Source organism: Corynebacterium sp. 401_CJEI (assembly GCF_001076435.1).
Lineage (GTDB): Bacteria > Actinomycetota > Actinomycetes > Mycobacteriales > Mycobacteriaceae > Corynebacterium > Corynebacterium jeikeium_D.
Window position 1 is genome coordinate 1 of sequence record NZ_JVIP01000020.1, and the last position, 15,410, is coordinate 15,410.

General features: G+C 58.0%; 13 protein-coding genes. 4 read left to right on the forward strand and 9 right to left on the reverse strand.

Annotated elements, in window-relative coordinates:
- Window positions 1-58: 58 nt before the first annotated feature.
- Window positions 59-1,249 carry an IS1249 family transposase gene (locus tag ADM64_RS05240; RefSeq protein ID WP_162838042.1) on the reverse strand — a complete coding sequence of 397 codons (1,191 nt, stop codon included), beginning with the start codon at window positions 1,247-1,249 and terminating at the stop codon, window positions 59-61.
- A 199-nt stretch (window positions 1,250-1,448) separates the two neighbouring features.
- Between ADM64_RS05240 and ADM64_RS05245 the strand changes: the two genes are divergently transcribed.
- Entirely contained in the window at window positions 1,449-1,841 is a 393-nt protein-coding gene (locus ADM64_RS05245) for a hypothetical protein (RefSeq protein WP_187405454.1), read from the forward strand.
- Between the two features lie 3 nt (window positions 1,842-1,844).
- On the opposite strand, the gene ADM64_RS05250 is transcribed toward ADM64_RS05245, so the two are convergent.
- Both ADM64_RS05250 and ADM64_RS05255 read right to left on the reverse strand, forming a co-directional pair.
- Window positions 1,845-2,726, reverse strand: coding sequence for a VOC family protein (locus ADM64_RS05250; RefSeq protein ID WP_005510913.1), 882 nt, complete (start codon window positions 2,724-2,726; stop codon window positions 1,845-1,847).
- Between the two features lie 3 nt (window positions 2,727-2,729).
- Window positions 2,730-3,023: an RNA-binding S4 domain-containing protein gene (locus ADM64_RS05255; RefSeq protein WP_005510922.1), complete on the reverse strand. Its 294-nt coding sequence runs from the start codon at window positions 3,021-3,023 to the stop codon at window positions 2,730-2,732.
- A gap of 164 nt (window positions 3,024-3,187) precedes the next feature.
- Here ADM64_RS05255 and ADM64_RS05260 point away from each other — a divergent pair, with 164 nt between their 5' ends.
- Both ADM64_RS05260 and ADM64_RS05265 read left to right on the forward strand, forming a co-directional pair.
- A complete protein-coding gene (locus ADM64_RS05260) occupies window positions 3,188-3,715 on the forward strand; it encodes an HPP family protein (protein ID WP_049193366.1) in 528 nt (175 codons plus the stop codon).
- 58 nt (window positions 3,716-3,773) lie between these two features.
- Complete coding sequence (locus ADM64_RS05265; RefSeq protein ID WP_049172520.1) at window positions 3,774-4,469, forward strand: NeuD/PglB/VioB family sugar acetyltransferase; 696 nt, start codon at window positions 3,774-3,776, stop codon at window positions 4,467-4,469.
- Here the strand turns inward: ADM64_RS05265 and ADM64_RS05270 are convergent.
- Genes ADM64_RS05270 through ADM64_RS05295 form a run of 6 tightly spaced genes read right to left on the reverse strand, consistent with a single transcriptional unit; the run spans window position 4,453 to window position 12,185 of the window.
- On the reverse strand, window positions 4,453-5,103 hold the full coding sequence (locus ADM64_RS05270; protein ID WP_049172523.1) for a sugar transferase: 651 nt from the start codon (window positions 5,101-5,103) through the stop codon (window positions 4,453-4,455). The genes ADM64_RS05265 and ADM64_RS05270 overlap by 17 nt on opposite strands.
- Window positions 5,104-5,113: 10 nt before the next feature.
- Window positions 5,114-6,676, reverse strand: a complete 1,563-nt coding sequence (locus ADM64_RS05275) for an O-antigen ligase family protein (RefSeq protein ID WP_049193367.1) — start codon at window positions 6,674-6,676, stop codon at window positions 5,114-5,116.
- Entirely contained in the window at window positions 6,673-7,851 is a 1,179-nt protein-coding gene (locus ADM64_RS05280; RefSeq protein WP_049193368.1) for a DegT/DnrJ/EryC1/StrS family aminotransferase, read from the reverse strand. Before ADM64_RS05280 ends, ADM64_RS05275 begins: the two co-directional genes overlap by 4 nt.
- A complete protein-coding gene (locus ADM64_RS05285) occupies window positions 7,851-9,041 on the reverse strand; it encodes a glycosyltransferase family 4 protein (RefSeq protein ID WP_049193369.1) in 1,191 nt (396 codons plus the stop codon). The genes ADM64_RS05280 and ADM64_RS05285 overlap by 1 nt, the downstream gene beginning before the upstream one ends.
- A 3-nt stretch (window positions 9,042-9,044) precedes the next feature.
- Window positions 9,045-10,289, reverse strand: a complete 1,245-nt coding sequence (locus ADM64_RS05290) for a lipopolysaccharide biosynthesis protein (protein ID WP_049193371.1) — start codon at window positions 10,287-10,289, stop codon at window positions 9,045-9,047.
- Window positions 10,290-10,307: 18 nt separating this feature from the next.
- On the reverse strand, window positions 10,308-12,185 hold the full coding sequence (locus ADM64_RS05295; protein ID WP_049193373.1) for a polysaccharide biosynthesis protein: 1,878 nt from the start codon (window positions 12,183-12,185) through the stop codon (window positions 10,308-10,310).
- Between the two features lie 576 nt (window positions 12,186-12,761).
- Here ADM64_RS05295 and ADM64_RS05300 point away from each other — a divergent pair.
- Window positions 12,762-15,404, forward strand: a complete 2,643-nt coding sequence (locus ADM64_RS05300) for a multicopper oxidase domain-containing protein (RefSeq protein WP_049193375.1) — start codon at window positions 12,762-12,764, stop codon at window positions 15,402-15,404.
- The last annotated feature ends 6 nt before the right edge of the window (window positions 15,405-15,410 follow it).

Sequence of the window (15,410 nt, forward strand, 5' to 3'; positions counted from 1 at the left end):
GGGTTAAGTAGCAAAAAGTGTGTCCGCTCGGCGTGTTGCGGGGCGGGCACACCGTTTGTTACTTCATGGGGCCTTTTCTGATTCCTATCGAGTGTTCGTACTCGGTTGGGATAGCGTTGTCGTAGAAGGCTGGTCGGCCTGTTTCATGGTCGGCTTTGTTGTGGTCTTCTTCGACAAGATCGTTGACTTTGGCGAGTTGATCTTGGCCGAAATTGCACTGCCTGGCGATCTTTAATGGGTCGTCAGGCAGTTGCGTTTTCGAGTGCAGGTACCACTCGAGCATTTTTCGTTGGCGTTCCCCGGACCTGCCGCGATGCGCGTCGGCGATGCGTTTGAGCCCGGCGTTGATGCCGCCTTCCAGACTGTTTGTCGTTGAAGCCCAGCGTTGAGGCTCAAGCGCATTCGGTGGTGGCTGCAGGTAGGTAAACAGCCATCCTTTCCGTGAGAGGTGCAGCAGGGAGTTGTATGCCTTGCGAACTCGCAGATGGGTCCATTCCCACTGGTTGTTGAGTGTGCGGCGCTCTTTTGACACGGGCGTTTTCTCGTTGAGGAATGCTTTGAATACCTGTCCGAAGTCGTGCAGACGCAGCGTCCACTCCCGTGCCTGGTCGAGTGTGGTGATACGGGTCAGTTTCAACGCCAGGGCGTAGATGGCTTTGCCGGCGTCGGTGCGTGGTCGTGATGTGGTGTAGCGGCGGATGACGCGTTGCGCATGGACGAGGCATCGTTGGATTATCGCGTTCGGCCAGCAGGCTTTAATCGCAGTAAGTGCGCCTTGTCCGCCGTCGAGGACGACGCAGAGCGGCTCAGCGATTTTGCGGAGTAGCTGCGTGTAGGCGTGGGCGGTTTCGTGTTTGGTCCAGTGCCATGCGATGACGTGGTCGTGGCTGGCTGCGACGAGCAAGCATCCGGCGGCGGTGTAGGTACCGTCGATGAAGATCTGGTCGTAGATGCGCTGTGGGTCACCGTCGTTGGGGATGTCGATGAGCCAGAACGGTTTGAATCGGCGGTCAAGTGTCCAACGGCTTACCCCTTGTTGCTGGGCGAGTTCAGACAACGTTGCTGTGGAGGTGGCATAAGAGACGAAGGCTTTAAAGTCGCGGGTCTGCGTGCGGTCGGTGCGGGTTCGTGTCGTGGAACTGCCGCAGTTCGGGTCCTTGCATCGCCACCTGGTTGTGCCTTTAGAAGTGGTTCCGTTTTTCTTCATTTGCCCAGCGCATATCGGGCATCGTGGTCTGTTTTTACTCACCCGGAAAGCACACCAACCCCCGATTAGCACATGCGGGTGCCATTCCGGTGGATTGAACACTAATCGGGCGGATATAAGGTCTTGATGCTTATATCCGCCCGATTTACCCAGCCTAATCAGCAGTAATGCTGAAAGTCAGACACACTTTTTGCTACTTAACCCATGACTGGGATTACTCATAGGGGGAGGGCCAAGAAATATGAGTAGAAACAGATATAGTGCTGCGCGAGCTGTGCCTTTACGCGAGATCACTACAGCAGTGCTTGTTGATGGTGGCTTTTACCGCAAACGCGCGGCAACACTGTTTGGTCATAAGACCGCAGAGGATCGCGCTGATGAACTGGTCAAGTACTGCCATCGCCATATACGTGAATCGCGCGCTGGACTGTACCGAATCTTTTACTACGGCTGCCCACCGTCACAGCGGGTTGTTTATCACCCATTGCTCCAGCAGCAAGTCAACCTTGGTAAAAGTGAACTTTTTACCTGGACCAATGACTTCTTCGCTGCATTGGCTAAAAACGAAGACAATCCTTTACACGTTAACTACACCGGAAAACAGGACCCTGAGGACGACGAAGAAGAGCTCTAGCGCCTACTGGAACTGGCTGAGGTCAATGCCTTCCAGCGGGTCGGACTCGCGGATGTCCTCCTCCGGTGGCAGCGGCACCTCGCAGAGTACAACTGCCGCACCACACGGATCCTGCACAGTTGCCAGCGGGCCGAACTCGGTGGCCTGCGGGGCAACGAGCACGGAACCGCCCAGTTCCTCAGCCTTGGCGACAGCGGTGTCGATGTTCTCCACGCCAAGGTAGGCCAGCCAGCCAACGAAGCTCTTATCTGCCGCATCGGTCTGTGCAGCAACCGAGCTGGCTACCAAGCCAGCGAACGGCGCCCCGTCTTCCATCGCAACTGCGAAAGTGCCGTGCTCGTTCTTGTTGCGCACTGCGATTTCCCAGCCAAAGAAGTTGTGGTAGAAGTCCGCGACCTGCTCAAAGGTCTCCTCTGGGCCTGCGACCAGCTCGAACCACACCGGGGTGCCGGGCTCGCCCGCTGCAATGAAGGCCTGCTCACCCGGCTGTTCCAAAAGTCCAATGAGGCCACCGGCGGGGTCGGAAACGACGGCCATCGTGGATCCGTCGACAAGCGGGGTCGGTTCCTGGAAGACCTCGGCGCCGAGCTCACGCGCCTTCTCGACGGCACCAGCGGCGGAGTCGACATGGAAATTCACGCGCCACTGGTTGACGAAGGCATCCTCAGCGTCCTTATCGGCCTCAAGCAGCACCGACACCGGCATTCCGGACAGCATGGCAACGCGGCGACCAGCGGATGCCTCGCGGGCATCCTCATGGATTGGCGCGGTATTGCGATAAGCCCACCCAAGAACGCCGCGGTAGAAGCGCTCGGTCTTACGCGGTGCGGCGGAGAGCAAATCTACGCGCAGGGGCATGCCAAATTCGGCGGGAAATGCGGGCATGAGTTACAAGTTCCTCCACTTTTCAGGATCAAAGTCATCGTCGGCGGTGGCCTCATCAAAGTAGTCATCATCGACTTCATCGGCGGTGGCCACGCGTGCCGACATACCGGCAACAGAGACGACGTCCCCTGGACGCAGCACCTTGCCACGGCGAGTGTCGACCTCACCGTTCACGCTGACCTGGCCCTCGGCAATGAGTTCCTTGGCCAGACCGCCCGTTTCCACCAGGTTTGCCAACTTCAGGAATTGCCCGAGACGGATGGACTCATCCCGGATTGCGACATCGATAGGCTCCATGCCCTTAAGTGTGTCATATCCGGTGAAAATGGTCGGGGGTTGGTTCGGGTCTGGTTCGGGTTTGGAGGCTTGGGAGACCTGGGCGCCACCCCATTTAAACTTCTATTTCAATAAAAACCTCGAACCGCGACGCAGATGAGGCTGCACACCCTAACATCGTTCTCATGTCTAATTCACGGTCTCCGAAGTGGCCCCGAATCGCCAGCGAAGCGCCACCCCGCCCGCCGCTGCGCCATGTTATCGCCGCCTCGGTAGCCGTGAGCCTGCCGCTGATGACCCTGGCACTCATCTCAACTTCTGTCTCTGACCTGCTATTTTTGCCTCCTATTGGCGCTGCCATGGCACTTATCGTCGGCGCACCGAACTTACCCCTGGCTCAGCCACGAAATGTCGTGGTCGGACACCTCATCGGCTGCACGACTGGCATCGCAACTCTGCACATGTTGGGTTCGACCATCATTGCTGCAGCGGTTGCCGCCGGCGTTGCCTTCGCGCTCATGCTTCTTGCTCGCGCGGCTCACTCCCCTGCCACCGCTACCGCTATGGTCACCGTGCTGATGCCACACGGCCATGGGCTTGCCAACGACTTCCGCTTCATAGGCTTCATTTTCGCTTCGTCAATCATGATCGTGGTGCTTGGCATCCTCGCAAATCGACTGCGCGGCCTTCGGTATCCCACCTACTGGTGGTAGGTGAATTCGCAGTCACGCACTCCGGCTAAATACGGCTATCAGTGGGATAATGACACTCATGCCAAAGCAGTGGATTAACAACACGACGACCGAAAAGATTGTCATCGTCGGCGCTGGTGGTTTTGGCCGAAACGTGGTCAGCTTCATCAAGGACATCAACGACTACGCAGCAGCCAACGGCCTACCACCGCAGTGGGAAATCCTAGGCATTATTGATGATGGCACCCCAGATATGACCTTTTTCCACAAAATGGGCGTGCAACTCTTGGGCAAAACCGAAATCCTCGCGGACTTGCCCGAGGGGGTCTACTACACAGTCGCAATCGGCAGCGGCGCAGCTCGACGTTCGATTGCGCAACGCGCAGATACCGAAGGGCTCGTGCCTGCGACTCTGGTCCACCCAGACACCAGCATCGGCGCGCTGGTCACGCTCGGCGAGGGCACCGTCATCTGCCCCGGAGCGCGCCTGACCTGCAATATTGAGGTAGGCAAGCACGCCCAAATCAATATGAATGTCACGATTGGCCACGATGCGGTGCTGCGGGACTACTGCACAATCTTCCCGCTCAATGCCGTGTCGGGCTTTGTCACGCTTGGCGAAGCCTGCACCCTAGGCGCCAACTCCGTAATCAACCCCGGCCTCACCGTTGGCGAGGGAGCGTACATCGGATCCGGAGCCGCAGTTACTAGCGATGTCGATGACTACACCGTTGTCGCCGGTGTTCCTGCAAGTGTGATTAAGAACCTGCGCTAGCCGAGACGTCCTTCTCCGACGAACCGGTGAACTCGGTCATAGTCACTTGCCCCTCTTCCGAGATCCCTTCACGCTTGAGCACCACCAAGATCGTGTCAAGCAGAATCTTTGCATCGAGCAGTAGCGACCAATTATCCACGTACTGCACGTCGTACTCGAAACGTTCTTCCCAGGTGATGCCATTGCGGCCCGAGACCTGGGCAAGCCCCGTAATCCCCGGTGGCACCTCATGGCGGCGTGCTTGGCGCGGCGAATAGCGCTCTAGGTACTTCATGCGCAGCGGACGTGGGCCAACGAGGCTCATGTCTCCACGCAGGACGTTAAAGAGCTCCGGGAGCTCGTCCAAGCTTGTCGAACGCAGGAATTTTCCCACCTCGGTGAGGCGGGACGCATCGTCGACAAGCCCCTTTGCCGGATTGACGTGGTGCATCGTCCGAAACTTGAGGATATTAAACGGCTCACCATCCTGGCCCGGGCGTTCCTGGCGGAATAGGACTGGCTTCCCCATGGAAAGTCGCACTGCCAGCGCCGTAGCGCCCATAACTGGCGACAGCACAATCAGACCTGCTGCAGATGCCGCGATGTCGACGCCACGCTTAATTACGCGTTGCGCGCGGATGCTCGGTGAATCCATTGGTCATCTCCTACTTTTCGTTGAACATTTCGCGCAGAATATTTTCGGCACGCGCATCGACTTCCGCATTAGAACGGTTCCTGACCAGCCAACCAACCGCACCCACTACACCGGCCGCGGCAAACGACGCTGCCGCAACGCGCAGCTTCCTGTTGTCATTCTTGTTGTCAGGCGCACTTTGCTTGACGACGGCCACCGCTGGCTCCGGCTCCGGCACAACCGGCCCCGCGGTATCGGTGACCATGACTGGTTCGGGCTCGGCTGCGGGTTCTGGTTGCGGCTGCTCATCCAGCTCTGGTTCTGCCGATGCTGCGTCCTTGCGCCGTAGGCTCAGCATTGTAAATGCTGCTGCAAAGCCAAATAGCCATAGCGAACGGGAATCGTAGTAGTAGCCGGAAAAAACCTGTGCCACAAGAACCGCTAACGCCACAGCTGCGGTCAGACCAGCTTGAAGAAACTTGAATAGGTGGCGACAGGCGATTGCCAGCACAACCAGCACAATCACAAACAGGCCGATACCTATGACACCCGCTTCAGACCCGACTGTGTAGAAGATATTGTGCGGATGCTCCAGTGGACGTGAAGACCTCGGTGTCGACAGCACAACGAAGCTATGCAGGCCTCCACCAAAGATGCGGTGTTCACCCATGATTCGGAAAGCTTCATCATGGAGATAACCGCGTCCGGAATCATGTTCTTTTTCGAAGGTCAACTGGATAAAGCGCGTCTTAAAGTATTCTTCAATCTCGGTACCTGCGATGAACCGCGAGTATCCATACGCGACCGCTGCGGCGACTGCGACGTAAAAAACAGTCGCCCACTTCCAACCCCAGTGAAAAAACACAGCTATTGCGGTAAAGAGGACTACCACGGTGGTAGCAACCAGTACACCGCGGCTTCCCGACGCAACGAGACCGTAAGCAAATGGTGCAGCAAACAAGAGAACTGCCCACATGAACTTACGCCACAGCATGAAAAACACAGCTGCCGCGATGCCGTACAGCATGAAACGGGCAAAGACATTCGGTCCACCGCCGAACGCCGTCATGCGCCCGACATATTTCGGACCAGTAATGCCACCGTAGAGAAAAATAAGCGAGCAAATGACTACTGCTAACCACAGCCATACCAGTGCCTGAGGATGCAAATAGAACAGTATTGCTGACATCGTGGCGATGAGCCCAAGCGTTATCAACGCAGTAACGACAGGAGCAACTTCGGCAGCTTCGGGGGCCCACAGTCCGGACAGCATCATCCAGAACAACCAGGCATAGAAAGCCACTAATGCCCACACGGCCATCGGCCACTGCTTTACATTGCCAGCGCCTTTCATCGCATTCAGCCAACTCTGGCGCTGCGCTTCTGGGGTGCCGATGGCGGTAAGGATTGCAACGATTACCAAAATCGGCAATGCAAGAGAGAGATTAGGAAGCGCCGAAGAGACGTCCTTCATCGTCGTGTCGCCAACGTAGAGGACACCAGCAAACATTCCCGCGGCCACCACAATAAACAGCGACTGCAGTATTGGTTTTCGCTGTTTTACAGTTTCTCCAGCTACCTCTGTAGAAGTCATCCCAGCACTTCCTTCAAAACACCTATCACCCGCGCGACGTCGTCATCGTCCAGCGCCGGACCACTAGGAAGAGTAATGCCACGGGAGAAAAGATTCTCAGCAGTGCCGTTGATGGTCGCCCGCGCGCCCTCGTATACCGGCTGCAGGTGCATCGGCTTCCACAGGTGACGAGCCTCAATTTTGGCCTCACCAAGTGCTGCAATCACGCTGTCCGGGGTCAGCACGCCCTTATCGACGGCCTCCTGCGGCAGCACAATTGAGGTCAGCCAGCAGTTTTCGGTGAAACGCTCGTCGGAGTCAGAGAGCAAGCGGGTACCTTTACCAGGGGCATCGTCGTCAAGCGAGGCGAGCAGATCGATGTACGCATCGCGAATCTGGCGGCGGCGAGCAATCATGCCGTCCAGACGCGAGTGCTGCGCCCGCCCCAGTGCGGCAAGGAGATTGGAAAGCCGGTAGTTGTAGCCGATTTCGGTGTGCTCGTACCAAGCGACGGGCTGACGCGCCTGGGTGGACAGGTAGCGCGCGCGAGCGATGAGATCGGCATCATCGGACAGCAGCATGCCACCGCCGGAGGTGGTCATGATTTTGTTGCCGTTGAAAGACAGCGCGGCGGCACGGCCGAAACTGCCGGCCGGCTGACCATCGACACTGGCACCGAGCGCCTCGGCGGCGTCCTCGATGAGCGCGATGCCGAGTTCTTCCAGGCGTGGCGCGAAGGCCGGGTAATCGGCGCAGCGGCCAAAGAGGTCCACAATCATCACGGCGGGAACGCTCTTGCCCTCGGTGAGCAGCTCATCGACGGTGCGGAGCAGCAGCTCAGGGTCGATGTTTCCGTCCTCTGCCGCATCGACAAACACCGGCGTAGCGCCAACGTAAGCGATGGCGTTGGTCGTGGCCGCGAAGGTCATGGTGGAAACCGGAATGTAGTCACCTTCACCGATCCCCAGCGCGAGCAGCGCCAAGTGCAGGCCAGCGGTGCCGGAAGACAGCGCGAGCGCGTGCTCAACACCGCAGCGCTTGGCAATCTCCGCTTCAAACGCGTCTACCTCGGGTCCCAACGGAGCCACCCAACCAGAGTGGAGTGCGCGAACGACAGCCTGTTCTTCTGCTTCGGTGACTGTCGCGAGCGAAAGAAAGATCCGCTCATTGGGCTTGTTAGCGTCAGCGTTAGTCATTACTTCTGCACCTTTCGGACGCGGTTGAGTACCTCGATGAGCTGGGAGTACAGGCTGTCACGGGCAAAACGCTTCTCACCCAGTTCGCGATTTCGCTGTCCCGCTGCGCGCATCTCATCGCGGTCGGAGATGATCTCAGCGAATCGCTTGGCTGCGGCCGGAATATCGCGCGAGAGACGCCAACCGGCATCGTGCTCCGTTGCGGCTTCCTCCAGCCAGCCACCGTGGTTGAACACCACCGGACGCGATGCGGCCATGGCATCGAAGACCTTGTTCAAGGAGTTGCCCTCCAGGCATGGGTCATCACGCAGCGGCGATAGCGCGATATCGGCGGCAGAGACGTACTTGGCGACATCTTCCTTCGGCTGACGGCCAAGGAACATCGCATCGGCATCGAGGCCAGCGTTCTCGGCGCGCTGGTACAACGCATCCGAGTCGCTTCCCTGCCCCAGCAGGACAAAACGCACATTCTCCACGCCATCACGACGCAGCTGCGCCGCCAAATCCACAAGCCACTCCAGCTGGTAGGACATGCCAAAACCACCGGCATAGACAGCTACCACGTCATCGCCCCAACCCTGCTCCTTTCGGAAAGCAGCGCGCTGATCGGCCGGGACATCAAAACGCTCAAAGTCCGACGCATTCGGAATCACGGTCACGCGCTTCTTCGGAGCGACCTCTTTGACGCCATCGGCCATCGACGGCGACAGCGCCACGACCTCGCTCGATGCCGCATAAAATGCCTTCTCCAGCTGCTTGGCCAGGAAAATTGCCACCGGATTATTGAGGTAGCCCAACTTGATCGGCACCTCTGGCCACAGGTCACGAATTTCCGCCACCAACGGCGCACGCTGGGTAAACTTCGCCACGATTCCCGGAACCGCCACAGTCAGCGGGGTCGAGGACGCGTAGATCACGTCGGCAGGCACACGGGCAGCGACCGCAGAGGCTCGCACCAGGAAGTTCAAGAAACTGACGATGCGCTCGCGCTTCGACATTTCATTGCGGTACGGAATCGATAGACGACGCACGTGGATACCATCAACCGTTTTATCCATGGCCTCATCGCGACCACAGATCATTGTCACCTCGTGGCCTGCGGCGGCCATTCGGCGGGCAAACTCGTAGGGTCGGGAACCACCCGGCTCACCGGGGAGAACAAAGTGCTGGTGGATATAAGTGATTCGCATTGTTTAGGCTTCCTCGATTACGTCGACGGGGAGTTCTTCGGTGGTAGTTGATGGATTCTTCTGGCCTCCGGTTGGCCGCATTAGCGCCACTACCGCGACCACGGCTGCTGCAAAATAGACAACTGCGCTGGTCCACGCGAGACCGAGGGCATCTCCGAGAAGAATGCCAATCGGGTAACAAATGACAGCGATGACGGCGGAAATAAGTTCCACTCGGCCAATTCGACGGGGATTGTCACTGCCGAGAATTTCACCGCACAGGTGTCGGTAGCAGCCGAGCACCACGGCCGCGATAGTCAGTGGCAGCACCAACTCCCGGGCAGGCTCAAACTCATGGCCGAATACCGGCACGATAAGGAAGTAGAGTGCCACACCACCGAGTGCACCAAGTGCGCCGTACGCTGCAATGACTATGCCAAGGTGTCGGAGCACACGAGATGGGGTGAGTTCGCGCCCCCTCTGGTCGCTGGTGCGCTGATCGGCGACTGACTGCGCGATCCAGTACAGCGGTTCCGTCGCCGTCGCCACGACTACGAAAAGACCTAACGACGCCGGTGAGGCCAGCGCCGGCAGCAAAACGCGACCCAAGCGTGTGGTCGTCAGCGGCCCCAGGCCCGATGCGATAAATGGGGCATTTGTTCGAGCCGTCTCTACCACTCCGCCAACACGGGAATCGGTGTGTTTGCGTGACTTCGCTAGCGACCAGATTGCCAGTGGCAGTGCCGGGAAGATATAGGCTGCAGCCCACCGGCGCCAGTCTTCGACTCCGGCGAAATATAGCGCAGCGCTAATAAGCAGTACTGAGCCCTGGAAACCGATGAATACTACGACGAAGAAGGACACTCGATGGCGGCTGATAGCCATGGCACGAACCATGGAAAATGACACGGTAACCAAGGCGACGACGCCGGCCATCGCCGTCCATGGTCCGTAGACGACACCTGCAATGGCACAGGCAATCAGAGCGACTACAGTCATGGCGAAACCACTCGGAATGAGACCGTGGTCGTAATCATCGCGGCGCAGCAAAAGCCGATCGGCCCCAAAGCCGACGAATGGCGCCACAATATAGGCGAACTGCAAAACGGTAGCGACCTCGCCTCGACCGGCGGGCCCCAGCACTCGCGCGGAAAGAATACTGACCACAAAGGCGACGACTGCGGCGAGCGCTGAAGCTGCCGAAATCGTCGCAACTGTTCGAACTCTTTGCGCCAGCTGCCCGGAGTTAGAGGAGCTGGTGGTTGTCACGGTGGGGAGTCATCCTAACTATTTTGCTTTCGAGCTAGCGGTTGCAAGTGATTGTGCACCGGTGGGATGCGCCTCAATACTGCTTTGCGCCCCACCGTGCTCTGCAAGCCAACGACGTGCCGCATCGTGATCATGTGTGCACGGAAGAATCCGCGAATTCAGCCGTTCCGGCTCAACACGTACCTCAGTGATTAGCGGATGACGATCACCGATCTTGGGAACCTCGCGGTCATCAACCAAATCCTCGGAGATTTTCTCACCTTCGCGAAGACCCGTGTAGACAATCTCTACGTCTGCGTCATGGAGCCTGATCAGGTTCTCCGCCAGCTCAGCAATCTTGACCGGCTTACCCATCTCCAGCACCAGAGTCTCACCGGACTCTGCAATAACGGTAGCCTGCAGCACCAGCTGCGATGCCTCCGGAATGGTCATGAAGTAGCGCTGAACGTCAGGATGCGTCACCGTCACCGGGCCGCCCTCTTCAATCTGACGCTGGAAAGTCGTAATGACTGAACCGCGCGAGCCAAACACGTTACCGAAGCGGACAGATGCCCAGACACCTTCGTGAGTTTTCCCCATGTGCGCAGTCAGACGTTCCGCAGCGCGCTTGGATTCACCCAGAATCGAGGCCGGGTTCGCAGCCTTGTCCGTGGAAATATTAATAACGGTTGAAACGTTGGCCGCAGCCGCTGCATCCAGGACGTTCTGAGTTCCGATGACATTGGTTTGCACTGCTTCTGCAGGGTAGCTCTCCAGCAGCGGCAGGTGCTTGAGAGCTGCAGCATGGTAGACAACATCGGGCTTGCGCTCGGTGAAGATCTGCGTCAGCATTTCCGCGTCACGGATATCAGCCAGGACGGTATCGGAGCCGTCGAGAAGCGCCGAACCCGTCAGCGACAGCTGCGTGGCATGCAAGCCGCCCTCATCGCGATCCAGCATGATCAGTTCTGCCGGCTCAAAGCGGTGAACCTGTCGGCAGATTTCCGAACCGATAGAACCTCCAGCGCCGGTGACCAGCACCTTCTTACCGCGGATTATGGAAGCGACCTTGGATTCATCCAGGTGCAGAGGCTGACGGCCAATGAGGTCGGCGATGTTAATTTCGCGCACCTGCGAGGTAGCGACAGCACCACGGTGGCGCGAGTACTCTTCCACCGGCGGCAGAATGAGCAGGCGCAGCGACGATTCCTCACAAATGTGGTTGAGGACGTTGATGCACTCAGTGGACAGTGGCTCATCAGTCGCAATGATGACCGACTGCGCCGAAGTACGCGATGCGAGCTCACCCAGCTGATCAATTCCACGAACCACGCGGAGACCATGGATACGAGAAATATGGTTCTCGCCGCTTTCTTTGGGATCGACGATTCCAACCAAGTGGAAGCGGTTCTCACGGGAGATACCGGAATCCGTAAGGCTGTTAATAAAGAATTTGGCTCGACGGCCTGCACCGAGAACAATCAAGCGATCATCCGTCTGACGGGAGCCAAAGTTGTTGGTAATCCAGCGAGCGAGAGTTCGGGTATAGATACTTGCCAAAGTTGCGACACAGCCGCCTGCGAACGGAACGTACCACGCAATTTCCGGGAAGGTCTTCAGGATTTGAGCTAACCCAGTGGCTGCGGTAGCGCCGCCCATGCTGATGCTCAGCAGAACAATATCTTCAGTTCGACTGCCGGGCCATACGCGTTGTGGGTTGGTGTACTCCCCGAGCAGCAGGCCGAGCAGGACGATGACGGCCACGGCGACAGCGACAACCAAAAAATTAGTGCCTGATATTTCAGAGAAAGATACCAATTCACCGCGGACGATTCCGTTAGCGGCGGACAGCGCAATCAGCCAGGCGAGTACGTCAAATACGCACCAGGCGAGCTGCTTCCAGTCTCGGATAAACATTCTTATGCCTTTTACTGCTGGTTAAATTTTCTTACGCACAATGCGTTCCACAGGCTTGGCATACTATGCGATATGAACTACATTTACAGCCCCCTACTACAAAGGGCTACCCCATCGTTCGGGTAGCCAAAAAGCCACCTTTACCACTCATCATTCTCCCTGGTAAAACAACGTTTCACCAACTGTTTACTGAAGCTTCAATCTGTTTACATTCATCTAACTAGCTGTACAAACTAGCTTCTAACGTAACCACTTCCTGACGATTGCAATTAATGCACAATCACCTCTTTATTGAGATATTTATTCAAGGAAGTATTTGCGTGAATACTCAAACAATCGTTTTTGACAAAAGGGTTACACTTCCCCGTGAGCACATCATCAACGCGTCGGGCACGCGCTTTCATCACCCGGAAGCCCTTCCTTACTACCCTGATACTGATTCAAAACCGGATGGGTCAGACACAGAAGACCACACAGTTCTGGCAGGCCCACAAAAACGGCGAAGACCCGACCAAATAAAAGCACTCTTACATGCGCCCATATTAAATGCGCACCCAGTATGCGTATTATTGATATATGTCGTCGCACGCCACACCAGAACCCCAATCCCCCACAACCAAACCGCCTACTAAGCCTGGCAAGAAGCGCCGCATGTCCTGGCATCGCAAGGCCGGTATGCCAGTGCGCTGGTGGTTCGCCTCCATCATTGTGGCAGCACTCATTCACCCTTTCGTCACCGATGGCCGTTGGCTGTTGGTGCATCTCTTTACCCTCGGCGCCGTCACCAACTCCATCCTCATCTGGGGCCGCCACTTCACCGAAAAGCTACTGAAAATCGACGTGCCCGTTGGCAATCGGAAGATTCAGTTGGCAAATATTTACCTGCTCAACGTAGGTATTGTCGCAACGGTCGTCGGCAAGCTCGGTGACTGGTGGCCAGTGACCACCGTCGGCGCGGCGGTCATCGGCGTCGCCGTCGCATGGCATGCGATTTCCCTCGGACGCGACCTGGTAGCGAAGCGCGATCGGCCATTCGCCATCTCCGTTGCGCACTACGTCGCGTCGGCATGCCTACTGCCCATCGGCGCTGCACTCGGCGCCATCCTCGCATCTCCGAAGGGCAAAGCGCTTCACGACGACCTCCTATTGGCACACGAAGCCGTCAACCTCATTGGCTTCCTCGGGCTCGCGGCCTGCGGCACGCTCATCACCATGTTCCCAGCGCTGTGGCGAACCCAGATGTCGCCGCATTCCCGCCCGAAGCTGGCACTAGCAGTACAGCTCATAGGTATCGCAGTTACCGCGATCGGTGCACTGACCAGCTTCAACTGGATCGCCTCGGTCGGCCTTGGCATTATCACTATCGGCTGGGTCATAGCCGCCATCCCGTGGGCACACAACGTCATGACTGTCGCTAAAGACCCGCGCGACCGTCTCAGCTACCCGGCGCTGTCTGTCGCGGCCGCCATCGTATGGCTAATCGGCACACTCGCAGTCGCCACAGTCAAGGCGCTTGACGACGGCTTCGTAATCTCATCCCTCACGCTGCCGCTGGTAATCGGTTTCGGCGCCCAGTTGCTTATCGGCATGATGAGCCAACTCTTGCCCGCCACCATCGGCGGAGGTGCTGGCCCAGTCTCTGCCGGTATGAAGGAACTTGACCGCGCGGGCGCATTCCGCTGGTCAACCATCAATATTGGTCTGGCACTGTGGCTAATGCCGCTGCCTTCCTGGACCAAAGTGGCGGTCTCCGCAATGGTCTCCCTTGCCTTGGTGTCTTATCTGCCACTTGTCGGCCGTGCCGCGAAGGCTCAGATTGGTGCGTTAAAAGAGAGTCAGAAGGCACGAGCTAACAAGGAAGCATCGCCGAAGCCGGTCGAGCTGCAAGCAACCGCGCGTCGTCTCGGTGCTCAAACTACCGCTGCTCTGGCTGTATTAGGCCTGGTAGTAACCGTCGGCGTTGCGCTGAGCGGTGGCGGTGGCGGTACGAGCAGCATTGAAACCACCAGCGATGTTGCGCCCACCGGAGAAACCGTCGAGGTCACGGTTACTGCCAACGATATGACCTATACCCCGAACGTCATTGAGGCGAACCCCGGCGACCGCCTGGTCATCACCATGGTCAACGCGGATTCCCAAGTCCACGATCTGCGCTTGGCCACCGGCGAGGACACCGGCCGAGTCTCCCCCGGCGACTCCGCCACCATCGAAGTGCCGGTCGTCCCTGGCGACATTGACGGTTGGTGCACCATTGCTGGCCACCGCCAGATGGGCATGACGCTCACGGTCAATGCAGGTGGTTCGAATCATTCACACCACACTGGGAACAGCAGCCACTCCGACCTCGCAACGCCAGGCGCACTCGGGAATGTCGGCGAGCTACCCGGCCCGGATTCCCCCACCATCAATCCAATGTTGACGCCCGCCGAGGACGCCACGGTTCACCACGTCACGCTGCGAGCCAGCGAGTTCACCGGCTACGCTGCCCCTGGCGTCGAGCAGCAGCATTGGGTATTCAACGGCAAACCGCTGGGGCCAACTTTGCGCGGCAAGGTGGGCGACGAGTTCGTCGTCACGCTCATTAATGACGGCACCATGAGTCACTCCATCGACTTTCACGCCGGCATTGTTTCGCCGGACGAGCCAATGCGCGACATCGCCCCTGGTGAGAAGCTTGAGTACCGCTTCCGTGCTGACCGCGCGGGCATCTGGATGTACCACTGCGCAACCATGCCCATGTCCATGCACATCGCTGCCGGTATGCACGGTGCCGTCATCATCGACCCACCGAATCTCACTGATGTTGACCACGAGGTTCTTCTGGTGCAGTCGGAAAGCTACTGGGGCGAGGACGGCCCCGACGCCGACAAGACCATGGCCGAGGACCCCGATATCTACAAGTTCAACGGCTACCCCGACCAGTATCTCACCCACCCAATTCGCATTCGCGCAGGTGAGACGGTACGTTTCTGGGTACTTGCCGCCGGCCCCAACAAGGGCACGAGCTTCCATATCGTCGGCACGCAGTTCCATCGCGTGTACAAGGAGGGCGCGCTTTTGCTTGACGACGGCGTGGGCGGTGCCCAAGCCCTTGACCTCGGTGCCGCGCAGGGTGGTTATGTTGAGGCCGAATTCCCGGAGCCTGGCACGTACCGCTTTGTCGACCACCAGATGGTGCATGCCGAAATGGGGGCACGCGGCAACATAGTGGTGAACTAAACCAGG

Bases quoted from the DNA above. Each gene is read 5' to 3' on its own strand.
- ADM64_RS05245 (WP_187405454.1), top strand. From the start codon at position 1,449: ATGAGTAGAAACAGATATAGTGCTGCGCGAGCTGTGCCTTTACGCGAG.
- ADM64_RS05250 (WP_005510913.1), bottom strand. From the start codon at position 2,726: ATGCCCGCATTTCCCGCCGAATTTGGCATGCCCCTGCGCGTAGATTTG.
- ADM64_RS05255 (WP_005510922.1), bottom strand. From the start codon at position 3,023: ATGGAGCCTATCGATGTCGCAATCCGGGATGAGTCCATCCGTCTCGGG.
- ADM64_RS05260 (WP_049193366.1), top strand. From the start codon at position 3,188: ATGTCTAATTCACGGTCTCCGAAGTGGCCCCGAATCGCCAGCGAAGCG.
- ADM64_RS05265 (WP_049172520.1), top strand. From the start codon at position 3,774: ATGCCAAAGCAGTGGATTAACAACACGACGACCGAAAAGATTGTCATC.
- ADM64_RS05270 (WP_049172523.1), bottom strand. From the start codon at position 5,103: ATGGATTCACCGAGCATCCGCGCGCAACGCGTAATTAAGCGTGGCGTC.
- ADM64_RS05275 (WP_049193367.1), bottom strand. From the start codon at position 6,676: ATGACTTCTACAGAGGTAGCTGGAGAAACTGTAAAACAGCGAAAACCA.
- ADM64_RS05280 (WP_049193368.1), bottom strand. From the start codon at position 7,851: ATGACTAACGCTGACGCTAACAAGCCCAATGAGCGGATCTTTCTTTCG.
- ADM64_RS05285 (WP_049193369.1), bottom strand. From the start codon at position 9,041: ATGCGAATCACTTATATCCACCAGCACTTTGTTCTCCCCGGTGAGCCG.
- ADM64_RS05295 (WP_049193373.1), bottom strand. From the start codon at position 12,185: ATGTTTATCCGAGACTGGAAGCAGCTCGCCTGGTGCGTATTTGACGTA.
- ADM64_RS05300 (WP_049193375.1), top strand. From the start codon at position 12,762: ATGTCGTCGCACGCCACACCAGAACCCCAATCCCCCACAACCAAACCG.